Here is a 20,940-nt window from a genome sequence, read left to right on the forward strand (position 1 = left end):
CGATTGCCGGCGAGCGGTCCGCCGAGACACCGGAATGCAGGGAGATAACGGCTCGGATCATCGAGCGGGAAACACGCATTTCGATCACTTGTCGGCCTCCGGCGGCAGTGTCTTTTTCAAGAAGCCGGACAGGGTCTTAATCTGCGATCCAAAGTTTGTGAACGCGAGCGGCTTCCCGTCAAATGATTGGTTTGCCCTCGCCGCGACGGCAGGAAGCGCGGTCACGGGTGTCGATCCGAAAAAACTGCAGGCGGCGGCTCATCGATGCCAGAGAACCGCACTCAAGGACGACGGCGAACAAGCTAGCGTTGCTCTTCCTAACGCAGCAGTCGGGTGTCAGGCGTTCACCAGAGACGGCGGAGGCGTGGTCGTGGATGTGGCAATACCGCTGCGAAAGCATTGAACTGGTTCAACGCAGGTCCCAGCACACCGCCGCGTTGTTGCCCGCGAAATAGCCAGAGCCTGCCCGAATTGGTTAACGGGTTGTTAATCGGGGTTCGGCAGGCTTACCATCAGCGCTGCCGATCAGCCCCCCAGCCACAGGTAGCGCAAAGCGATGGCCGGCGGCAGCGATGCCCGCCGGCCATTGTCGTGACCTAGCCCTTTCAGCAGCCGAAGGCCATCCTTGCCGCAGCAACCGACGGTACCCACTGTCAGCGACCCATTTCGCGCGCTCAAGATGGCTTTCGAGCGCGGGCCGAGCGGGCGCTGGCTCACGTTCCGGGTCAATGCGCAAGATGATCCGCGATACCTCGCGCCAGTCAGCGCCTTCCGCATCGGCATCAAGCATGCGGAGATAGGTGATGCGGTGCTGTTCATCATAGAAACATGTGCTTCCTTGCGATCATTGGTTGCAGCGCCGGGACCATTCTCGGTCTTTGTGTCGCCCGGGTGGGCGCCGGCACGGGACTAAGGCCGCTGCGAAATGTGGCTGATTTATTTGCCGCGCGATCCGGGTTGACGTGATCGGTATGCGCGCCGGCGTTCCCAATTCGGCCCGCGGTAGGGCTGGTCATCCGGCGTTCTTGTGAAGCGCGCCGGGCGAGTACCGAGGCAGCGCCGCTGCGACATTCCATGCAGCCCGCGGCCGCTTCCAAGCCGCTAGGGAAGTTGGACAGGATAGCCAAATCGCCCCGCGTTTCGGGGTCCGCACCTACCGCAGCGCGGGGCCGTAGGACTGCCGGCACTCGACAGCCCGGTCATGTTGCACACTGGTTATTGATCCGGCCAGCCCAACATGCAGGCTTGGGATGGGCCGGCACCGACGCCAAACACGCGCCCAGCTGGGACCGCGGCGCCTGCGCGCCGTAACGGAAGTTCAATGCCAATGTGGAGCATCTCTCGGCGGATCGCGGCCGCCACCTGAGCCGGTAAAACAAGGCGGGCCCGGTATTCCTAGGAACCCGGGCCCACAACCTCAGCAACGTCATGGCGGCGCCGTTCGGCTGCGTGTTGGGTTCTAAGCGCCCTTGTCTCAAACCGCCTTGAGCAAGGTCAAAAACTCCCCTTCTGGCAGTCGGGCTGGTCATCGGTCGACTTGATGCTATCGGCTACAAGCGGATGCAATTCAACCTCGATGGACCAGGCGAGCATAGTTTCGCCTGACAGTGGGCACGAACCAAGCAGATGCGTCCTCCCATGCCGCAAAACAACAACCATGAACCATTTAGAAAAGATTGCCGGCTGTTCCCGTTCGTTAAGTGATCGTAAACCATGCGATGGCAACAAACCGCATGGAAACCGAACTCCCGCCTGAAACGATACTGCGAGACAGCCGTCGGCAAGAAAAGCGCAGGTCGCTTTTTAAGCACTATCACCGGCAATTTCTCGATCGTCTTCGTGACCGCGATTGGGTGTCTTCGTTAAAGCTTCCCGACAGCCCCGGAACGACGCTCGCTCGTTTACGAAACGGATGGATGGAGCGACGCTCAACGGGCAAAGGCGTCGAATATCGTATGACCGAAGCCGGTCTGTTGGAGCTTAGCCGGCCGCGGTAACTCAAAGGCGCAGTGGAGGCAACGCAGTGTCAACAGCCATGGAAATGATCGTCGCCGGCTACGTGAAGGTGCGGGACCGACGTGCCTTGACGGACCTGCTCGCGCATCGGCGCAAGATGCTGGGCGAACTACACGCTGTCTCCGGCATCGATCCCGCGAACGCTGTTCAGGCCGTCCAAGACGAAATAACAACTATCGAAGCCGGCCTAGAAGAACTCAAACCGCCGCCCGGCTCGCTCCCCGAAAACGAGTGGAGCTAGGGCGTGCGCGTTAACAAAATCAATTGGGACAAGATCGGCCGCATGACAGAGCCCGGCCGTTACAAATGCTTCTTCGGCTATCTAACCGTTACGTCAGACGACATCGAAGTGTGGACGCGCTATCCCGACGCGACGTTCACTTTGATTGTGGGGCCAACGACTGAGCAATCGGTGGGCGAAGATTACCGTTTAGGCGCGTTCGACATCGGCGATCCACAACAGTAGGCGGTTCGCCGTCGGCGATGCCTATCAGGCTGCCGCTTGCGCCGACCTCGCCAAGGCGCCAGGCCCCCATCTAGACCGCCTCGCCGGTACATCGCTGGACAAGGGCGCCGAACTTGATGCACTCGCGGCGATGCCAGCAGACGACCGGGCTTCGCTGATCCGATGGGCGGCCGCCGGCGGGATTGTCGCCGCTTGCGGTCCTGCTGGTCGGTTGGTTCAGCGAGCGCGCACTCCGTGCAGAAAGACGGCGCCGGATACCCCATCGACGCCGCTGATCGTCATGGTTGCGATGCTAAGTGAAGCCTCGCCAATCAGTTTGGAGCAACATGGTTCGGGCATTTCGCGATACTGTCATGGCACTCACTTTTCTTGTAGTCGCGGGCAGCAACATTTTGTGGGATTTCATGAATAGCTACCTCGCCTGCGGCCTTGCACTGACCGCTTCAATCACGGCCGGCTTTTGCGTCGAGCGCGACTTCATCAGGCGGCCCAATCGCGAGATGGCCCGCCTCCACCGCGAGCATTCGGCAGAAGGACCAATAGGCCGGCGCGGCTGGGAGTAAGGCCAGCTCGCTTACGAAATACGGCTCCCGTGATTGAGACGCTGCATTCCCGATCGCGGCGAGATCAGCCCTGAGCTATTCCGGGCCGCTTATCGTATGGGTCTTGAGGGGCTGGTATCCAAGCATCGCGATCGGCCTCACCGTGGCGGTCGGCAGAAGCACTGCATCAAGGTGAAGAACCGCAGCCACCCGGCGACGGGACGGGAGCTATAGATCGGCAGCACGGCTGTTCCAGAATTAACCTGATCTCGCTGCATCAAGCTTAATTTTGCAACTCGATTGCAGCATCGCTGCGAAGCGTTACCTTCTGAGCGCCGGACATTGCCCGTCTGGCTCCACCCAAGGCGAAGTCGTCGCACCACCATATTCGACGCGGCGCTTCGTTTGATTGCAGGCGGTTTCGTTTGGAAAAGCAGCCGGACCACGAACCGCTTGATCTCGTCGAGATGCGTCGGCAACTCACCGTACTGCGTTCGCAACATTCCGAAAATTTTGGAATAGCGTCGCTGTTGAACCGCTTCCTCGTGAAGATCGCGTTTCTGTCAGAGCCGAGGGACGTCGCGCACGTCCAACATCTGCGGTCTGAGTTCGCACGAACGCTACAAAAGGTTGAAGCGATCGCCTCGCGGTCCCCATCTGCGAAGCCATCAGGCGCCGTCAAGCAGCCCAAGTAACACTAACGCACAGACGTCCTTGCGCCTGCCGCCGGCGGCGCCGATGCTGGATGCAGTCGCGAAGTCGTCCTCGTCTCGCGTCCGGCGGCTTTGCGGCTAGGGGTCGCCGCCACAAGCGGCGGCCCCGCCCATGATCAGATCTAGGGAGCGCGCCGCACCGCTCGGGGTACAAACGGCAGTCTCGGAGAAAACGACTTGGCGATCGCGAGAACCGCGGCTTCGTCGGTTTCGAGTGCGATCTTCTGGGCTAGCATCACATCGCCAACTGCCAATGCCCGTTCGGGGAGGAAGCACCATCCCACCCTAGGCTCCAATTTTTCATCCAGCTCCAAAACATTGCTGATGGTGCCCTGATGAATTCGGTATCGACGGCCGGTAAGAGAACCAGTGACTTCAAAAAAGCCATTGACATCAAATTGCGCGCGCTGTTCTGGAGATAACCATTCCCGCAAAAGACGGCGTGCACGCGCTTCCGGGCCATTTTGCTCGTTGAAGCTCCGATAGAGCGCACGCAGGGCGCGCAAACGCGCGCCCTGCGCGACGTTGCGTCCGAACAAAAACATCTTCGGTGCTACGACGGTTCTAACCGCCGACTAAGTGCGGATAGAACAGCGTTTCCTCCGCTGTTGCATCAAATGTCCGTATCAGCTTGAGATCGCCGGCCGGGGTCCGAGTGGCAGCGGTAAATCCCCGGCCGGTAAACATCTTGAAGCGCCGCTCGGCCTCGGCGAGCCCCTTGGGGTCGTCTTCCTCAAAAAAATGTCTGCTGTCGCCTGTGCTGTCCATTACAATCTGGGTAGCCATGGAAGAGAACTCCGCAACGCCTAGCCTCTGATGAAGAACAAACCTCGCTGCGATCAATAGTGTTCCTGCTCTCGGCAAATTTCATTGTGCCTTCTTGTTAGTCAGCGGTCGTCTACGAACATTCTACCGTCGCGACGCTACCCGCGCCAAGGGGCTAGGTTCTTGGACTATGTTTCAACACGTCGCGCACCAATCCTCAGGAAATGGAACGAGCAGCCACGGCCCGTCCTCAATGTTATCGTTTGCAGCTACGGGTCTGCCGGTCGCGAGGGGCTCGGCTGCGAACTCTTCGACCTCAGCGGTACTCGCCGCGTGACGCTCGGCGCAGCTTAAATCACTTTGCATGAATAAAACTTCCCACCGGGGCACGATCGAATTTGCAGCGTCTTCGAAAAATATGGATCAAAAAGATCGGCACGCGACAAAATATCAGACCCCCTTGGCAAGCGATAGGAGCGCGGACCTGTCCTTTTGCATCCTAGTCGCGCGCGCCATCACGCGTTGCAGTGCAGCCAACAGCCATCTCCATTCTTTGAGAGCCGTCGCTCCATCAAACTTTGCGGGCGGCGATCATGGCCTGTGAGGGCGGCTCAACGGAGTTCTGCGCCGCGCGCCGTACCTCCCTGCCGCGCAGCGCACGGCGGAAGCGATCGCTGCTAACCCGGAGAAGTTTGACCGCGCTATCGCGGCGGAAATCGGCGTCAGTCACCCAATCGTCGCGAAAGCCCGTCGATCAACTGGAAAGCAGTTACCAGTTGCAAAACGAACCGGCCGCCACGGCAAGCAACGGAAGGCGCCGACCATGTCAGCTGCGCAGGTTGAGGCATTCTCGGTCGATGAACTCGACGCCTGCGACCGTGCTGTCGTTTGCCTATACTGCAGCGAAGCTTCAAGCGCGGCTTGCGAAGGCGAAGAAGGCCCACGACGAACTGATCTGCGCCGCCTACCGCGCGCAAGGCGATGCGCTTAATATCGAGGCGCGGGCAAAGCGTCGGCTTGCCGACGAATATGACGCAGCGCAAGCGCGGGGTGAGGTTGCGCGTCTTGGAGATAATCTGCCTAGAGTTACCACCCGGAACGCTAGCAAGCCGACAGCGGCCGACGTCGGTATCTCCCGCCAAGAATTCCATGAGGCGCGCCAGATCAGGGACGCGGAAAAGCGCCACCGCGGCGCGCCGCAAGGCCGCATTAATCGGGGAAAACCACCGCGGGAGAATTCCTCGCGCCAATCACGAGTGTAATGTCCGTCGGTGCAAAACCCGGCCGCCTCCGGAGTGTTGCAGGGGGGCTGCTATTGGCAATCATTTTGATCCTGGCTCTCGCCGGCGCGATCGTCCTTCTAGCGATCCGCATCGTCATCGGCTGGATTTCCACCGCCGGTAAACAGTTCTCCCCGGCGATCGACATAGCCGGGACGTTCTTCCTGAAACTGATCGTCGTGGTTGCCGCGGTCGCGATCTTGGCCGTCGTCGGCTTCGCGCTGATGACCTGCACCAAGTAGAGCAAGCGAACCACGACATCGATATCAGAGGCCACTTCGGGATAGAACGTCGCCTGACGATTACCTAGATCCAAGTGAACGCGACCTCGGTCAGGCATGGTTTGGCCCGAGCTCGCAGACACCGATTGCCGCGGCTTGATTGCGTGAACTCGATCGGCTTGATCGAACAGACGGCCTTCAACATGTGGACCGACAGCCCGCAATAGCTCGCGGCTTGACCCAGCCGCAGCGCCGCCGCCCAGTATGGTAGGTCGGGCTTCACGTCGCTGCTTTGACCCGCCCGGCCAGCGCGGGTATGCGTTCGTACCGACGTAGCCGCGCTTCCCAATCACCCGACCTATATGACCGTTTGGTAAAGCCATCGTCGGTCCACTCCGCAAACAACACCCGCTCGCCGTGGAACCTAATTTCGAGTTTTCTGGTGTGCGCTGGATTGTCGATCTGCCGACGCAAGGACAGCGCCATATGGTTGTATCGGAAGTCGTAAACGCGGGTCCGGCCGTCGAGCGCTTGGATAATGAAACCGGCAGCGTTCCGGAAGGATCGCTAGAGCGACCTTCACCAAAGCCTTGATGCGTTCAGAGCGGTCAGCTTGGTACATGCAATTCAGCTGGGTGTTTCGGCTATAAGCTGGTCAAGTTCACTGGCCGTAATCAGATCGCGGTGCATTAGGACTTTCGCTACACGGTCAATCTCGGCCCAGTGCTCGTCGACCAACGCTTCACAATTCTGCAAGATGACGGCCAGTATGTCGTTCGCCTGCCGAAGGACGTCCGGGGGAAGTTCAAGCTCCTCGTTCCCAGCGCCGGGCAACGACTGGCCAGATTTCAGTAGAGCAATAGAACCGGCCGCCGCTTGTGCAATCTGCAAGTCGCTTTCGGCGCCGTCAGAAAACGAGCTGGGACGCCCTGAGAAACGAACGTTCGCGACTGGTCCTGCTAATGCTACAGCGCCATCGATCTCGTACCCCGCAATCTTCGCTTCTACTGCTTCTCCACTCTCATAAGACGCCGAAGCGGTTAAGGCTCCGACCGATCCTGACATACGTATTTCCGCGCATGCTAGGCCTTGACGGCGAGCCAGCACTGCGTGGGCCGCTTCATGGTATGCCATCATCATTCGTCTTCGCCTTCGCTCGCCCATGGTTGACCTTTTTCGTAAAGATGGCCCGGAGGACGGCGGCGGAAGCCGCCGCCCCATTCGACGATGTTATGCCGCAATTCCGGCGACGCGAAGGACCGCACTTGCTAACTCGCGGCCCAGAAGCAGACCTCGCCCCTGTTCGCCGCCGCAATAGTTGCTCTTCTGCACTCCTCGAACAGCATCATGCCGCGCGCCAAGATCAACATTCCTGAGACGGTAAGCGGCGCGTGCTGGCGAATTCTATACAGCAATAATGAATTTTCTTTGCTTCTATGTGTGCTGCGTCCTTCGCGGCTTCGACACCGGAGACTTCGATAGCTCTGGCGCACTGGGCTCCGTATCGTTCCGCTGCAACAATTCGCGCTGTCAGGTCCCCTTCCAGTCGTTGCCTAGCCCGCTTGCCTCCCCAACGTTCGGTATCCCCCGGACCGCGGCGAGTGCGATGCGGAGACGATCGGGCTTGAGCAGGTCGAGCCAGGCCGCGTCGGGGTGGACCGTCCCGTTGGCATCGACGATCGTGCGATAGAGCGGCTGCCCTTCGAACCCTTCGGCTTGTTCAAAGCAACCTTGGAAGGCCCGCCGGTCGGCCGCGGACGTGATCACGATCGAAGGCGGCGGTTCGGGCCACTGTTCAGCGGCCGGCGCCCGGGCCTGCTCTAGGCGCGCCACCGGCCCGGTAAGCCAGCGTGCGGCAGCGGTGCTCATTGGTCACCGCCCGGCGTCAGAACCTGCCGCCACAGTTCGGCGCGGACCTTTGCTTCGATGCGCCGGACTTCCGCGTCGATGGTGAAATGATCAACGCCTATTTCATCCAGTGTCCGACGGATCGCGTTTAGATTTTGCCGAACATGCTGCTCGCCTTGCTCGGCAGGTCGCGTCAGAACGAATTCGACGTGGCGCTTGATGTAAGCGGCGTCCCGGAAGCGGCCGGGCAAAAGTAAGACCTTCGCCTTCGGCTCGGCGATGCGGACATGAAGCCGGGGATCGCCTTCCTGAGCCGGCGCCACTTCGCGCCGGGCGTTGCGCACGGCGCGCGACACGGCCCGTTCAGTCATGCTGCCCTCCAAGTCCGACGATCTGCGAAGACGATCTGCCAAGCGGCCTTCGCGAAAGCGTGGCAATGCTGTTCGATTTCGGCATCGGTGATGCCCAGCCCAGCGAGCCGGCCCCACTCGATGTCAAGGTGCTCGATCAGAAATTTCTCAGCGTGGTCAGCCGACGGTCGCTTGCGCATTTCGGCGGCTATGAAAGCGACGATCCGACGGTGGCGGGCCGACGGGAACGCGTAAATGTGCGCTGAAGGAACTGCCTTGCGTCGGCGCTTCATCGGTCAACTCCCGATCTGCTGGATGAAGGGCGGCGCGCTGGGGAAAGGTTCAGAGACCGCAGCGCGCCGCCGCTAGCGCCGCCCGGGTACGTCCGCCGGGTCGGCGCCGGCGCTGACGCGGGACGGAACCGCGCGCGCCGAAGTGGAAGGTTAGGCGGCGGCTTGATCGCCGCGCAGAAGCTGGAACAAATCTTCCACAGGAGCAGTCGTGTGGCGTCCGTTCTTTCGAACGCGGATCACGCCGTCCTTCATTAGCTCATAAAATCTGGTTGTCCCAATTCCAGCGACTTCGCAAAAGCGGTCGACGGGCACGTTCAGGGACAGGTTGTAAAGTTTGACGACGTCCGGGAGCGTCATGTCGCCGGGGCGAGAACGATGGGAGGTCGACAACTGGGGCGGCAATTCGCGGCGCATTGGGAGAGTTCTCCTAGGCTTCAGTTTCGTCCATGACCGCAATCATTCGCGACACTCAGAGCGTTCGTCAACGTGCCCAAAATCCAATACTAAAGCACCGAAGTTATGTCGTTGATGCGAGGTTTATTCCGGTCCGACGGATTATTGATGAAACGACTACATCGAATGGGCGGGTGCGAAATCGCGCAGCGATGTGATTTGCGGCGGTCATTCCGGGCGCTTTACCGGTTGATTTCGAGCGTAGAGAGACGAAGGCGAATGCAAGTGACGGTGCTTTCGTTTCACCGCGGCGTCGAATGCCGGCGAATGACTGCGCCGAGCTGATTACTCGGATGCGTTACGGAGACGCCGTCTTTGGCGACGAGATCGTGCAGTTCAACGGTGGCTCGGCTCATATCACTCGCGCAAAGAATGGATTTTGGCATGGGCCTAACGGTCCGCGGAACACGCATGTGAGCGCAGTTCTATTGTTACCTGAGACAGGATTGTGGAAGCTGAGAGAGGAGAAATGGCAGCCGGTACTCGCAGTTCATCCTTGGGCGGACCACCCTCTTCCGGACGAGCTACGAGAGATCAACCGATTTGAGGCGGACGACGACAGGTGGATGTTTCGGGACGGAAAGCGGTTCGCCGACATTGTCAGCCTGCCTGATCGTGGTCGCCAAAGGAAGAATGAAAGCTATTCCCTTGCAGGTAAGCGCTGGCGCGTCCCAATTCGGGCCGCTGTTCTCATCGATAGGTTCGCGGTCGTCGTAGGAATTTTCGTGCCACTGCTTGTGGCCGGCGAAAGCGCCTCATGCGTCAGCGCCATTAGTCGCCGCCGCCATCACACACCTTCTCGTGACCGGGTGTAAATTTAGAACGGCGATCGATCGTCCTTCTCCCAGCGGGAACGACGCACCTGATACTCGTCTGTCTTGAAGACGACGCCCTCCACATGGTGTACGCTGACGCTGTCCGGCTTGACGCGAAGGCTTGGCTCCCGCAGATCGGAATCGACCCGTTCTCCCGTCAACGCCGGCATGGCATCGAAGTCGGGCCATCCTGGCGATTTTTCTTTTTCTTCATCAACCTTTGCCCGCGGCGGCACCTCCTCGAATACCGAGTAATCGACTTCCCACCCCTCCGCGGTACTTTGCCCCGTCCTGGCTCTGATCTCGGTCCCGCTCGGAATTTCCATCGCCTCGACGCGCGCAGCCTTGTGGAATAGGACGACGTTGAGCACGTCTCCCGCGACCTGAACCGACGGGAAGATAATGCCATCAATGGGCACCGAGGATTCCGTTGCGAGAAAATCGGCGATGGCTTGCGTTGCCAGATACTCGAAAGGCTCATCGTCGGGCATGACCGGTTGGGTGATACGGTTGCTCAGAGATTTCAGAAATTGCGCTCGTTCCAGCCGGCGCGCAAAATCGACGTCAAAGATGCTCCCGCGCATGTGGACATTCTTGAGCGCCGTCAGATCGAGCAGCCGGAGTTTTCGGATAATCTCGAATTGCGCCACGGCAACCTTGCTTCCAACCGGAGGCCGCACCTCGGCGATGGCGGCCTTGGGATCGTTGGCGCCGTAGAACACAGAAATGCCCCGCGCATTCATGCGACCTGCCGCAGCCACCAGCGCTGGCGGCGACCCGAGCTGGAGGTCGGGCCGACACATCGCCATCTCGAGTTTGTCCTCGGACTGGAAGACCCGGGCACGAGAGAGTGTATGGAAGGGCGTTCCGGGCCCCGCATCTACGACCAGAGGCTGCCCCTGCCGCGTCCGCAAAGCATCCACCCCGTCGAAGATGGCCGCCAGATGCGTAGCTGCGGTGCGACTGAAGAAACGCGCCTCGGTCTTGAGTGAATTCTCGAACCGATACCATTCCTCGCGCCAAGCATCATCGCTGACCTTTTTCTCTTGATAGTAACTGTCGCGCGCGAACTCCGTCTCTTCACCCATGGCCGCGCTGTCGAAATCGCTATGTTCCTCCTCCAGGATTGACTGGACGTCCTGGGCCGCGTCTTCAGGGATTTCGGCGGCGTTTTGAATGGCATACACGACATCATCGCCATGTCGATTCCATTCGTAGCTCAGCTCCTTGTCGCGCTGGAGCATATATTCGTAGTCGTTTGGTTGATCTGACGTTCGATAGTAGTGCTGCTCGAACGCGGTCGCCACACGTGCGGCCATCTTGTCAAGGCTGAAGGTACGACGCGCCTTGTCGCAATAGCTGCACTTGGCGCGTTTGCCCTTTGCGCGAACTTCATCGCTTAGATACTGCTCGCCAATGCAGGCGTAGCATATGCGCTTCGCTTCGAGGTCGTCACTATCTACGGAATGCACGATATTTTCCACCTTGTTGCGCCATCGTCTCCTACCAAGCCGCTTGCCCCCACAGGCAATCTGGCCCCGTCCGCAATCCTCGACTCACTTGATTGCGCTACAGAATACGTCAAGCGCTGAGATCCGCTGCTGGCATTGCGTCAAGCTGAAGAGAATATCTCCGGGAACAAGGCCAGCGCGATCTTTCCCGACACCCTTTGGGCGATCGTCTTGCACCACTGTGCGAGCTTTGACGATCTTGTTGCGAACACTCTCGATTTCAAAGAGAGCGTCCCTGTTGGTCAGTCGGGCGAAGGTCCGAATGAGGCGCACATAGCGCTGTCGTCGCTCGACATTGAGGAAGGAGTTCAGCACCTCGACAAGATTCTGCTGCCGCGATCCGACTGGCCGACCGTCGACCAGGGAAAGTAAGCAGTTGATCAATGCATCCACATCGAGCGCGTGCAGCTCGTTGACGTCGCTCCCCGGAATCGCCACTTTGGCGACGAGTTCGCCAAACAGGATCTCACGCTCTTTCCATTTCGTACCTCCTTCGGCGAGCGCGCCGCGCCAGCGCGACAGAAAGTCATGATGCCAAGGCGGCCTCGACGGGACCGCGTTTGCGCGCCCTCCCTCGATCCAATTGAGGTCGGAAATCGTGACCAATTTCGAGCGCCATGCGTCTACATCCAGCCAGAACGCGCGCAAGATTACTTCTCGCCGCTGTCTGGAGAGGGCTATCGTTTCATCGTCAATTGAGAACAGGTTCTTGTCGTGGGAGTAGAAAATGTCCTCAAACGAACTGAGTAATCGGCCGCTCGTGGGTGGCTCAAAATTCCAGGTGAGCCAAATCAGGCGAATGGACGCGCTCTCATAGAAATCTTCGCGTTGCACGATGATGGGGATTTGCGTGGTTGCAAGTTGAACCTCCACGACGAGTGGCATGCGATCATAGATCGCGCGTACGTCCGGCCGCCGCCGTCCATTCTCTAGGATGAGATACTCATCGACAACGACGCCTCCTGCTGTCGTGCGCGGATCGTTGCTCAACAACTCACCGACGATATGTTTGATTTTAGCATGCAGCGGGCTTTCCTGCGCTCCGTCAAATTGCTGCGCGCTAACGATATCGACGCTGGCCGGCGTCCCCGTCCACCAGGGACAAAGCTGTGGGGCACCCGGGGTGGTGTTTCCAGTAAGGCTGGCCGGTCCGGCCTTCGCGCGGAGCATAGACGGCATGTCCGCATTTCGCGCAGACGAAACGCGCTTTCCTGTCGAGCCGCGCGCGCGTCGCCGCGCGACGGAGAACCTGATAATCATCCTTGCTCATCGCTATGAGCGCATCACTCGTGATGCTGTGCATCGCTGCAAGGTCAACCACTCTTTTGAGTGTCCTTCGGAGAATCGCCTCGACCATCTACCGAATCTCCCTTCGTCCGGCGTGATCATTGAGCATTTGCGGGATCGCGTGCTATGGAAAATCGCCTGTGTCTGGAAGTCCCGCCAACGGCATGACCGGCGGCGGGGCGAAGACGCAATTCGCGGCTTCACCGATTGTCAGCCCGGCATACCGGCCGTCAGGTGTCCGCACCGGGAAGAATGGGTTCTTCACCGAAGGGTCGGTTAATGATCGACAGCGCGTCGGGCGCGGCGAAGACGCGGTTGCGCGCATAGCCGGTACGCTCGTTCAAGATTTTATTCTCGACCAGTTGCTCTACCGCTTGCGAGGCTGCAGGCACCGTAATGCTGAGAAGCGAGGCCAGACGCTTGACGGTCAGCACCGGATAGTGCGGCAGAACATCGAGTGCTCGCAGGCTCGCTGAGCCCTGGCGAAATTTGCGCCGCTTTCGCCATAGATCGCCAAGTGCAGACAAAGCGTCGCGCGTCTTTAGCAGCTCATCCGTGGTGCCGACAATTGCGTCTGCCATGAATCCGACCGCTTCATGCCAATCGAGGCGCTGCTGAGCCGCTTTGAGCGATTCATAATAAGCCGCCTTGTGGGCTTCAATGTACGGTGACAGGTAAATCGGCATCATGCCTTCCGCCGCCATCATCAACGGCAGGAGGAGACGGCCGACGCGGCCATTGCCATCACGAAACGGGTGGACTGCCTCAAAATGTGCATGCGCAACCGCCATTCGCACAATGAAGCTCTGGTACGTCGCCTGCATGCCCTCGCAGCGCATGTACTTCATCGTGTCCTCAAGACACGCGGCAATGTCAGACGGCGGCGTCGGATTGTAGGTCGAGTAAGCAATATCGCCCCTGCCGCCGATCCAGACCACAACCTGGCGAAGATCGCCGGGCTTGTCCTTGTATTCTGCGTCGCCGCGCATGACGGCGTGATGCAGATCCTGCACCAAACCGCTTGTGAAGATTTCCAGTTTCTCTTGTCTGGCCCGCGGCAGGAAGTCATCGAGCGCGAGCGCGTAGTCACGCACCTGAACTACCGCCTCGACCTGCTGGGAATCTTCGCTTTCTTCACCGGACAGCAATTCGTCAAGCGTGCTGTTGGTGCCTTCGATCGCCGAGCTGCTGACAGCTTCCCGCCGTGGCAAGATGCGGCTGATCAGATACGGGTCCTTTAGTTCGGCCGCGAGCGTCTCGATGCGCACCAAGGCTGCATCCGCCGCCCTGAGCCGGGCAAGGACCGACCCCGCGGCAACCCCGTCCTCAGGCGGGGGCAGCGGAACCACGCCGTAATGCGCCGCATAGGGCGCCGGAAGCCGCTGCAATCGTTCCCGAACGGCGTGAGTGAGATTATCGCGGTTCAAGAGAAACCTTTCGCAGAAGAGCCAAGTCCGACACCATAATAAAGGTTGTTTATATATACTTCAATAAAGCGACTGGTGGTGGGCCCTATATAACGTTCTTAGGTTCCATCAAGGAACCTCTTGCCCGTACTGTCGTTACGGTATATATCGGTAACGACAGTATGGAGACATTTCGTGGCCGATCCTACGGTAGTCAGGCGAGTAAGACGCCAGCGCGACGTTCGCCTGGCTGAAGGCTGGCAGGAAGTCCGTGTGTGGGTGCCCACCGAACAAGACGCAAACGACATCAGAAACCTCGCCGCCGATCGCAGGGCAAAAGCAAAAGCGCTCGCCGGCCTTGACGAAGGAATTAAGAGCATGCCCCCAGAAACACTGCACCGCATTGCCGAGGCGATCGCATCCCAGGGCTCGGCAGCCTACACGACCCCTTCCGGTCCTGTACTGGACCTCCTCACCAAACTCGCGGAAGAGGACGATCTCGCGAGCTTCTCGCGGGCTTTCATTCTTCTGGCGCGCGCCGCACCGGCTAGAGCCGCGTTTGTCGCGGGCGCGGTGCCGGCAAAGATCTCCAACTTCCTGATCAAGCATCGCGGCGTCAAGGCGACCGCGCTGATCAAGTGGACCGAGTCGAATCCGGATTGGACTGAGGAGCTCAAGAACGCACTGCGTGATCCCGATCTATTTGTTCGTGTTGTCGAAGACTTCGCCTCTGCGATCAAGCAAGGTGCCGCCGCTCACTAGACCTTTGACAAAGAAACCGGCGCCGTTTCAAAACAGCGGCGCCGGTTTCCTTGTGACTCGGATAAGCCTTTACATTGAATGCGCCTTAGGGCGATTAGCCTTGCCGTGTTAGACTGGACGATGCCCTTTCCAGTCACCCCCGCACCCGGAGACGATCCCCGCCAGTTTCAGATACAAGGCCCGACGGGGGTTCGCCATCCGATTATCTCCTTACTGGCAATCGACAACCACACAGACCGCGTCTCTGGTCTCGGCACGGCGTTCCGGATCGACGCCTTCGGAGGATATCTGACCGCGCAGCACGTGCTTGAAGCATGGCTCGGGCCTTCGCGCCCGCGGTCGATGGTTGTAGGTCTGCTCAACCCGGGGCGGCGCGCCCCGATTGGGGTCGACCGGGATGGTCGTGATTGCGTCAGCGACCGCCTTTCGCACCCCGCCAGAAGATATTGCCCTTGATTGGCTGCTCAACCGTGCCTCGAGCCGCATGTCACTCGGCTGCATGACGCTGTCGTTCAAAGCGACAACACGCGCCTGCACGAAGTACGCGATTTTCTGCCCCTGCGGCTGACCGGAAAATGGCCCGAGATCGGCGATGAAGTCATGGCGGTGGGATTTCCCGAACTGCGTTCGATACGGGACCGCGAGATCGACACGGATGTTCTGACCGAGCGCATGTATGGGTCTATTGGCCGCGTAACGGCAGTGTTGCCGAGTGGCCGCGAACATCGGCCTTGGCCGACATTTGCGGTCGACAGCCATTGGCCAGGCGGTATGAGCGGAGGACCCGTGTTCAACCAGGACGGAGAGGTGATCGGCCTCGTCAGCTCAAGCGACGAGCCGGGAAGCGACGGTGCGCAATCCTACGCCTTCCGGTTTGCGCCGATCCCAGGTCTTCAACGCAACCTCCCTCACGTCGACCCATCGAGCCCGGGATGGGTGCGCGGTTGGGCGGTGGTGCGCAACGCTCCTTGGCATGTTGCGGCAATGACCAACGACCGCGCACGGGCAGAGGAAATCTGCGCGACGCTGGCGTCGGACTATTCGGTTCGCTTGGGCTCCCTGCGGGCTGGCTCAGATGATTTTATGAGTTCGGCCGATTAGGCGGGTCAGCTAACTTGGAAGCCGACCAGGTTGCCGATTTCACCAAGTCGTAGGCCCGACCTTTCCCACGCGTAAATTCAAGGCAGCGACGCCAAAATGAGCAAACCATTTGATCTTCTCAATCTCTATGCCCGCTTCAGCCGCGAGCGAAAGATTTCGGTCACGGCGCCGCAGACAGCCCAGGAATTTTTGGCGGCGATCGGCGCGCAGCTTGACAAGGCATTGACCGATGACATTCTGATCGCGGGCCAACGAACCGCGGCAATGTTCGAAGCCATGGTGGTGGCGCTTGGTCATTACAAGCTGATGAAGGTCGAAGATTCCGGGCGCGTCTATCCTGTCGGCAGATATCGGGCGCCCGATTTCAGAATCGTACTGGAAGACGACGAGCAATGGCTGGTCGAAGTCAAGAACGTCTACGAGGCAGATCCGGTCCGGCAAGAACGTCAGATCAGGGCACCGTCTTATCTGTCCTCGCTCGACAGCTACGCGCGGGCAACACGGGCCGCGCTCAAGGTGGCCGTCTATTGGGCCAGATGGGGCATCTGGACGCTCGTATCCCCGCACGATCTGCTGGATGAAAATGGCTACCTCAAGCTCGACATGAAACATGCCGTCCGCTTCAATGAGCTGGGCAGGCTCGGCGATATGACAATCGGCACAACGCCGCCGCTCACACTTCGGCTAACCGCCGACACGCCCAACGCCATCGGCCCCGACGGAATGGCGCCTTTTACGGTTCGAGAGGTCACGATGCTCAGTGAGGATCGTGTCCTCACGCGTGCGGACGAGCAGGAGATCGCGTGGATATTCATGAATCTCGGGGAATGGGCCGAGCAGGAGACCAAGGCCATTGTCACTGACGGAAGATTGTCGGCGATCGAGTTTTCTTGGGTGCCCGAGGAACGGCTCAACGAGGACACTGAGAGATTTGAAATAATCGGCACGCTGAGCCGGATGTTTTCCCGCCACTATTCGCAACAGGCCAATGGAGAACCGGATTCAGTGCAAATTGAACTTGAACATCGGCCCAACTGGTTCGCGCCACTGGTATCATCCGACCACAAAAGTGATGCGTTGCCGCTGTGGCGCTTCATCCAGCAGCCGCTCGCGGTGAAGACCGCGAACAAGAGTTGAGGTATAGAAACGCCGCGCGGAGTTTGACGGCTTGGTTTGCTGTCCTCCTGCCGATGAATCTCGGTTTCGTCGGATCACGCAGCGACTCTGCCTCGTGAGCCGGCAACAGCCGCCGAGGACCAAGAATGCAGCATAAGGCAAGCACCAGCCGATGATCGCAAATACAATGCCCGTGAGGGTCGTCGGAAGCGCGGATGCATAGGCGCTCCAGGCTTGCGCCATGATCGGCTTGTCGTAGTCAACCGCTACCGCCAGGATGGCCGCAGGCGTGACGCCATTCGCCAAAGCCGATTGCTGCTCGTTCAGCCGGTCCAGCCTTCGAACATATTCCGTCATTCGCTGCGCCTGGTCGCACACCAGTCGTTCTGGGTTCTTCGCCATCACACCGAGTGCGCCCGATCGGTCATAACCCGAGCGGCGGGAGTCCTCGTCGAAGTTGCGCACAATGACTATCAGCTCGTCGGCTGCGCCACCGAGCCGCTGCCTATACTGTTGCAGGAGCTCAGGAATCTGCGCAAACAGCAAAGGGTTGCGTCATCTGCTTGCGACCAACGTTCACTGCCGGTGGCCTAGCCTGCCGACGCATCACACACCACGCGGGGTACCGACATGCCTGCCATCGAACCAAAAAACGTCACCGCGCAAATCCTAATACTGTTCACTAGTGTCGACGCCTTTCGCCGTGAATACGAGGGGCGCGCAGCCTAGTTCAGCCAGTGGTGAAGGAGCAGGCGCCGATGTTTTCCTCGTGGCGGCGGCAGCGAAAACCGCGCGGGAATCCGACCTTCATCAGCTTCAGCCACTGCGCGAGATACGAGCGTGATCGGCACGCACATTCCTGCGTGATCTGAAGCTCCGCGCACAGGAACGCCGCGCCGATTTCAGCGACCAATTCCTCGGCGGCGTAGGCCGCCGAAGCGTTTGCCGAACGTGCGATCGAGCCTGTGTTTCGCGCCGGGTCAGCTCGTGGACAAGCGTGCGTAATAGCCTTCGCTTGCGGGACAGCGTTTCGGTGCCTCAGAACATTTCCTCCGGAGGCATCTGGATACGATCGGTGGAGGGCCGGTAAAAGGCCCGGTCGCCCCCGTGCTCGATGCGCGCGCCCGTCCCTCTCACGAACGCATCGGCGCCTGCGATGCGGGCGACCGGACCGAGAGGCTCCGGCACTGGGTTCAGGGCGTAACCCTCGACCTGCGCCGCGTTGAACACCCGCGATGCGCGGGCGACACGCGGTTTGCCGTCGTCATCCGCAACGTCGGGATCGGGCTCGGCGTCGAATTCCTTGTTGAAGATCACAGGGCTCGATTTCACGCCTGCGCGAACCTGAGCGCCAAGCTCCGACCATTGTTTGTAAGTGGCCCACACGGGCGAGCTGAACCCCTTTAATTGGGCGGCGACGCAGAGACTCACGATATTGATGCCGGTATAGCCGTTCTTGGTCAGCACATTGACCGGCATGAAGAGAGCGCCGGATGATTGCGCCAGGGTAATTATGGTCTGTCGGGATTCGCTTCGATTGCGGCCACAAGCTGGGACGTGATCTCTGATTAGCATCCTTCCGGGTGGAGACGCTGGTTGATTGAGGGGACATTGCATCGCCTTTCGCTCTTGCGAGCCCGCCGTGATTGGCGGTCTCGATGCCGAGCGAAGGCGGCGGTGCCTGACGAAGTGCCATACGCTTCGAATCCACGGCTAGTCACAGCACTTATTGCTGTAAGCCCACAAGACTCACAGGGAATTGACGAGCATAGCTCCTGATCTCGTACGTTCAACCTGAAGCGGATTCGAACCAAAATTGTGAAACATCGGCTTGGTATAGCTAATAGTATTCTCGGTTTGGTAAATTATAAAATTGTGAATTTGCAGTTAGTTGGTGGTATTCTTAGATTCCGGCCAGGGGCTTGCGGGTCAGGCCATGGAAACGAAGCTTGGCCGCCACCGCCTTCCTCGACCATGCCGAGGATATTCGACCACCTCTCCGACGAGAGGGATCGCCGCAGCCCGCCCCCTCCGGCCAGCTGTGACATAAAGGCGCCAGGCGCTCGGCACCCTTGAAGCCACGGATCGATGGGATCATTCCAGAGCAACTCGATCGTCCCCTGAAGCACTACGACATCGTCAATAACAGAGTCGACGATCCCGCCCTGGGATTTGGAAGAGACCGCACAGGCCATCGTCGCGCTGGCAATGCTTGATCACTTTCTTTGCTATACAAGTCAACGTGACCCAAGCTTTTCCCATAACGAATCAACGGTGCACTTAGTCAGTCGGAGCCCGAAGACATTGGCCAAGACCTGCTGCAGTTCGATCTTCGTTTCCAGTGTTTGTGTTTCCCTAAATTGGCTGCGAGTCAATCTGAGCTTCTTGTTAAGCAAGGTTGCACGTCCCTCCGATGTCAGCACACTCATCATGAGGACGGATGGAAAGGGCATACGGTCCCAGCGTGCGCAGATGAAGTTGGCGCCCTCGAAATCGGGTGGCAGGGCGACGGCTCGGTCAATGCCGAAAAGAGCGAACCATTCATCTTCGTTCTTGCGTTCAAGCACGAGCTCTCCACTGGCCGGGTCGGCCCGCAGACGAAACACGTCCCCGCCAACTATTTGCTGCTCCTTCGCATCGATTCGTAGCGGTGCAATCGGTGCCGGACCGGGAAAGCCGGCATCGGCAAGCCAGTCGCAACCCTCTATGGTCACGATCAATGCATGATGTGTGCGTGGGCCACCTTCCGAAGCCCCCATGCGCACCCTGCAAAGAATTGGCCGGACCGTGAAATCGAGTTCTTCGAGCGCCAAGCCAAACAACTTGTTCAATTCGAAGCAATAGCCGCCTCGCCGGGCATCGATAAGTTTGGCCCAGATCGAATTCTCAGTCAGATCGGGGATATCGCCCAGCAGAACATCAATGTTCTCATAGGGGATCGCTCGCATTTGAGCCTGCTGGAGCGCAAGAAGGCCATCAACCGTTGTCGGGACTTGAGCAAGGCCGATCCGATCGAGATAGGTCGCAATCTTAAATGCCATGGCACGTCCTCTGATGTCTGGATTCGTTTGATTAAGCCGCCGGAAGCGCGATGACTTCGCAGGCGACGCGTAGAAGGTGGCCATCTCTCCTATAGAAATGAAACAGCCCCAGCACTTCCGGCGACAGCCTCAGTGCCAGTATCGAACCAACAGCCCGTCGGACTCCCGGTCCGCGGCGATTTGCAGCGGCGATCTTCCAGCCTTGCGGAATCATCTCGTCTCGCCTCGCCGCGAATGCTCCGCGTTTCGAGATCCACTGCCGCCCGCGATCCGCCATCACTAAGTAGAGAACGGCGACAGCTACCAGCTGAGGAATCGCTCTCAGCTACACCAGCAGTTTCTGCCGCGTTCAACATGACATCACCCTTGATGAATCGTAGTTACGAACCTGCAGCTCTTGCGCTACTAACGAGCGGCTGTCGCTCTTTTGGTTGCTCAGCCGACGGCAGCGATAAGGCGCCACGCCTGTATCGCGCAACCAGGCGCCCCCCGGTGGCGCGCCGGTCTGCCAGAACACGTCGATCGGGATGCCGCCACGCGGATGCCGGTAGCCGCCGACGCGCAGCCACAGTGGTTTGATCGCCCCGGCAATGCGTCGGCCCACTAGCGCTGTGCATTCATCATGCAAAGCGCCGTGTTTGCGGAACGAAGTCCTGAACTGCTTCAGTGATTTGGAGCCCACCAGTGCCTCGTCGGGCGCGTAGTCGATTACGATGAAACTCGGCTGACCGGTGACGGGCAGACCGAGGTGAATTCCGGGCAGGTGCAGCGCACGATGGCGGGCGGTCCGTCGCCGCGCCTGAGCGGCGCGTTTTCGAGGACCGCCTTATCTGGGCTTCCTGGCGTCTCGACGTGGGCGCCGACCTGTGTAAAGTTCCGGGTGGTAGGCACGGGCAACTCCTTGATGCATGCCGCCGGAAGTGCGGCCGTCGAGCCGGGCATCGCCGATGAAGT

The 20,940-nt window shown here is 59.5% G+C and carries 22 protein-coding genes and 2 pseudogenes; 8 read left to right on the plus strand and 16 right to left on the minus strand.

Features of this window, described 5'->3' with window-relative positions:
* The first annotated feature begins 34 nt into the window (after window positions 1-34).
* On the plus strand, window positions 35-403 hold the full coding sequence (locus tag IVA93_RS30960; protein WP_247789323.1) for a hypothetical protein: 369 nt from the start codon (window positions 35-37) through the stop codon (window positions 401-403).
* A 213-nt stretch (window positions 404-616) separates the two neighbouring features.
* On the opposite strand, the pseudogene IVA93_RS30965 reads toward IVA93_RS30960, so the two are convergent.
* Window positions 617-823, minus strand: a pseudogene (locus IVA93_RS30965) (DNA -binding domain-containing protein); the annotation flags it as partial.
* 1,200 nt (window positions 824-2,023) lie between these two features.
* On the opposite strand from IVA93_RS30965, the gene IVA93_RS30970 reads away from it, so the two are divergent.
* Window positions 2,024-2,257, plus strand: a complete 234-nt coding sequence (locus tag IVA93_RS30970; protein ID WP_026232951.1) for a hypothetical protein — start codon at window positions 2,024-2,026, stop codon at window positions 2,255-2,257.
* Window positions 2,258-2,260: 3 nt separating this feature from the next.
* Window positions 2,261-2,482 carry a hypothetical protein gene (locus IVA93_RS30975; RefSeq protein WP_247285874.1) on the plus strand — a complete coding sequence of 74 codons (222 nt, stop codon included), beginning with the start codon at window positions 2,261-2,263 and terminating at the stop codon, window positions 2,480-2,482.
* A 1,377-nt stretch (window positions 2,483-3,859) separates the two neighbouring features.
* Here the strand turns inward: IVA93_RS30975 and IVA93_RS30985 are convergent.
* Both IVA93_RS30985 and IVA93_RS30990 read right to left on the minus strand, forming a co-directional pair.
* Window positions 3,860-4,282, minus strand: a complete 423-nt coding sequence (locus IVA93_RS30985) for a hypothetical protein (protein WP_247789325.1) — start codon at window positions 4,280-4,282, stop codon at window positions 3,860-3,862.
* Between the two features lie 19 nt (window positions 4,283-4,301).
* A complete protein-coding gene (locus tag IVA93_RS30990; protein WP_247369965.1) occupies window positions 4,302-4,523 on the minus strand; it encodes a hypothetical protein in 222 nt (73 codons plus the stop codon).
* 836 nt (window positions 4,524-5,359) lie between these two features.
* Between IVA93_RS30990 and IVA93_RS30995 the strand changes: the two genes are divergently transcribed.
* Both IVA93_RS30995 and IVA93_RS31000 read left to right on the plus strand, forming a co-directional pair.
* The gene (locus IVA93_RS30995) at window positions 5,360-5,764 is read left to right on the plus strand and encodes a hypothetical protein (RefSeq protein ID WP_247789326.1); all 405 of its coding nucleotides are present in this window, start codon (window positions 5,360-5,362) and stop codon (window positions 5,762-5,764) included.
* A 53-nt stretch (window positions 5,765-5,817) separates the two neighbouring features.
* Window positions 5,818-6,024 (plus strand): hypothetical protein, encoded by a 207-nt coding sequence (locus IVA93_RS31000; protein WP_247452795.1) that lies wholly within the window; start codon window positions 5,818-5,820, stop codon window positions 6,022-6,024.
* A gap of 606 nt (window positions 6,025-6,630) precedes the next feature.
* Here the strand turns inward: IVA93_RS31000 and IVA93_RS31005 are convergent.
* The 8 genes from IVA93_RS31005 to IVA93_RS31040 form a co-directional block, all read right to left on the minus strand.
* Window positions 6,631-7,068 carry a hypothetical protein gene (locus IVA93_RS31005; RefSeq protein ID WP_247385644.1) on the minus strand — a complete coding sequence of 146 codons (438 nt, stop codon included), beginning with the start codon at window positions 7,066-7,068 and terminating at the stop codon, window positions 6,631-6,633.
* 465 nt (window positions 7,069-7,533) lie between these two features.
* A complete protein-coding gene (locus IVA93_RS31010; protein ID WP_247789327.1) occupies window positions 7,534-7,872 on the minus strand; it encodes a hypothetical protein in 339 nt (112 codons plus the stop codon).
* A complete protein-coding gene (locus IVA93_RS31015; protein ID WP_018455442.1) occupies window positions 7,869-8,234 on the minus strand; it encodes a DUF6074 family protein in 366 nt (121 codons plus the stop codon). The genes IVA93_RS31010 and IVA93_RS31015 overlap by 4 nt, the downstream gene beginning before the upstream one ends.
* A complete protein-coding gene (locus tag IVA93_RS41310; protein WP_371258530.1) occupies window positions 8,219-8,494 on the minus strand; it encodes a DUF6074 family protein in 276 nt (91 codons plus the stop codon). Before IVA93_RS41310 ends, IVA93_RS31015 begins: the two co-directional genes overlap by 16 nt.
* Before the next feature lie 150 nt (window positions 8,495-8,644).
* Window positions 8,645-8,908 (minus strand): hypothetical protein, encoded by a 264-nt coding sequence (locus IVA93_RS31025; RefSeq protein WP_157642940.1) that lies wholly within the window; start codon window positions 8,906-8,908, stop codon window positions 8,645-8,647.
* An 856-nt stretch (window positions 8,909-9,764) separates the two neighbouring features.
* On the minus strand, window positions 9,765-11,246 hold the full coding sequence (locus IVA93_RS31030; RefSeq protein ID WP_247789328.1) for an RES family NAD+ phosphorylase: 1,482 nt from the start codon (window positions 11,244-11,246) through the stop codon (window positions 9,765-9,767).
* 72 nt (window positions 11,247-11,318) lie between these two features.
* Entirely contained in the window at window positions 11,319-12,452 is a 1,134-nt protein-coding gene (locus IVA93_RS31035; protein WP_247789329.1) for a DUF6035 family protein, read from the minus strand.
* Between the two features lie 338 nt (window positions 12,453-12,790).
* Window positions 12,791-13,987: a Fic family protein gene (locus IVA93_RS31040; RefSeq protein WP_247789331.1), complete on the minus strand. Its 1,197-nt coding sequence runs from the start codon at window positions 13,985-13,987 to the stop codon at window positions 12,791-12,793.
* Between the two features lie 174 nt (window positions 13,988-14,161).
* Here IVA93_RS31040 and IVA93_RS31045 point away from each other — a divergent pair, with 174 nt between their 5' ends.
* The 3 genes from IVA93_RS31045 to IVA93_RS31055 all read left to right on the plus strand — a co-directional run bounded on the left by IVA93_RS31045 (window position 14,162) and on the right by IVA93_RS31055 (window position 16,966).
* Window positions 14,162-14,728, plus strand: a complete 567-nt coding sequence (locus IVA93_RS31045) for a hypothetical protein (protein WP_157642939.1) — start codon at window positions 14,162-14,164, stop codon at window positions 14,726-14,728.
* Window positions 14,729-15,184: 456 nt separating this feature from the next.
* Window positions 15,185-15,829 carry a S1 family peptidase gene (locus IVA93_RS31050; protein WP_247363814.1) on the plus strand — a complete coding sequence of 215 codons (645 nt, stop codon included), beginning with the start codon at window positions 15,185-15,187 and terminating at the stop codon, window positions 15,827-15,829.
* 96 nt (window positions 15,830-15,925) lie between these two features.
* Window positions 15,926-16,966, plus strand: coding sequence for a hypothetical protein (locus tag IVA93_RS31055; protein ID WP_247789332.1), 1,041 nt, complete (start codon window positions 15,926-15,928; stop codon window positions 16,964-16,966).
* Here IVA93_RS31055 and IVA93_RS31060 read toward each other — a convergent pair.
* From IVA93_RS31060 to queF, 5 genes and pseudogenes are all read right to left on the minus strand, one after another.
* On the minus strand, window positions 16,883-17,491 hold the full coding sequence (locus tag IVA93_RS31060; RefSeq protein WP_247369958.1) for a DUF2937 family protein: 609 nt from the start codon (window positions 17,489-17,491) through the stop codon (window positions 16,883-16,885). The genes IVA93_RS31055 and IVA93_RS31060 overlap by 84 nt on opposite strands.
* A gap of 184 nt (window positions 17,492-17,675) precedes the next feature.
* A complete protein-coding gene (locus IVA93_RS41315; RefSeq protein WP_524536872.1) occupies window positions 17,676-17,987 on the minus strand; it encodes a zincin-like metallopeptidase domain-containing protein in 312 nt (103 codons plus the stop codon).
* On the minus strand, window positions 17,984-18,424 hold the full coding sequence (locus tag IVA93_RS40690; RefSeq protein WP_018455431.1) for an ArdC-like ssDNA-binding domain-containing protein: 441 nt from the start codon (window positions 18,422-18,424) through the stop codon (window positions 17,984-17,986). The genes IVA93_RS41315 and IVA93_RS40690 overlap by 4 nt, the downstream gene beginning before the upstream one ends.
* A 758-nt stretch (window positions 18,425-19,182) precedes the next feature.
* Entirely contained in the window at window positions 19,183-19,986 is an 804-nt protein-coding gene (locus tag IVA93_RS31070) for an arylamine N-acetyltransferase family protein (protein ID WP_247363832.1), read from the minus strand.
* A 442-nt stretch (window positions 19,987-20,428) separates the two neighbouring features.
* Window positions 20,429-20,928 (minus strand): annotated as a pseudogene (gene queF, locus IVA93_RS31075) (preQ(1) synthase); the annotation flags it as partial.
* Window positions 20,929-20,940 lie beyond the last annotated feature (12 nt).

The organism is Bradyrhizobium sp. 155, from assembly GCF_023101105.1.
Lineage (GTDB): Bacteria > Pseudomonadota > Alphaproteobacteria > Rhizobiales > Xanthobacteraceae > Bradyrhizobium > Bradyrhizobium canariense_D.

Excerpts from the sequence above, each read along its gene's own strand:
- IVA93_RS30960 (WP_247789323.1), top strand. The coding sequence starts at position 35 with ATGCAGGGAGATAACGGCTCGGATCATCGAGCGGGAAACACGCATTTC.
- IVA93_RS30985 (WP_247789325.1), bottom strand. The coding sequence starts at position 4,282 with ATGTTTTTGTTCGGACGCAACGTCGCGCAGGGCGCGCGTTTGCGCGCC.
- IVA93_RS30990 (WP_247369965.1), bottom strand. The coding sequence starts at position 4,523 with ATGGCTACCCAGATTGTAATGGACAGCACAGGCGACAGCAGACATTTT.
- IVA93_RS30995 (WP_247789326.1), top strand. The coding sequence starts at position 5,360 with ATGAACTCGACGCCTGCGACCGTGCTGTCGTTTGCCTATACTGCAGCG.
- IVA93_RS31005 (WP_247385644.1), bottom strand. The coding sequence starts at position 7,068 with ATGTCAGGATCGGTCGGAGCCTTAACCGCTTCGGCGTCTTATGAGAGT.
- IVA93_RS31010 (WP_247789327.1), bottom strand. The coding sequence starts at position 7,872 with ATGAGCACCGCTGCCGCACGCTGGCTTACCGGGCCGGTGGCGCGCCTA.
- IVA93_RS41310 (WP_371258530.1), bottom strand. The coding sequence starts at position 8,494 with ATGAAGCGCCGACGCAAGGCAGTTCCTTCAGCGCACATTTACGCGTTC.
- IVA93_RS31025 (WP_157642940.1), bottom strand. The coding sequence starts at position 8,908 with ATGCGCCGCGAATTGCCGCCCCAGTTGTCGACCTCCCATCGTTCTCGC.
- IVA93_RS31035 (WP_247789329.1), bottom strand. The coding sequence starts at position 12,452 with ATGCCGTCTATGCTCCGCGCGAAGGCCGGACCGGCCAGCCTTACTGGA.
- IVA93_RS31055 (WP_247789332.1), top strand. The coding sequence starts at position 15,926 with ATGAGCAAACCATTTGATCTTCTCAATCTCTATGCCCGCTTCAGCCGC.
- IVA93_RS40690 (WP_018455431.1), bottom strand. The coding sequence starts at position 18,424 with ATGCCGGTCAATGTGCTGACCAAGAACGGCTATACCGGCATCAATATC.
- IVA93_RS31070 (WP_247363832.1), bottom strand. The coding sequence starts at position 19,986 with ATGGCATTTAAGATTGCGACCTATCTCGATCGGATCGGCCTTGCTCAA.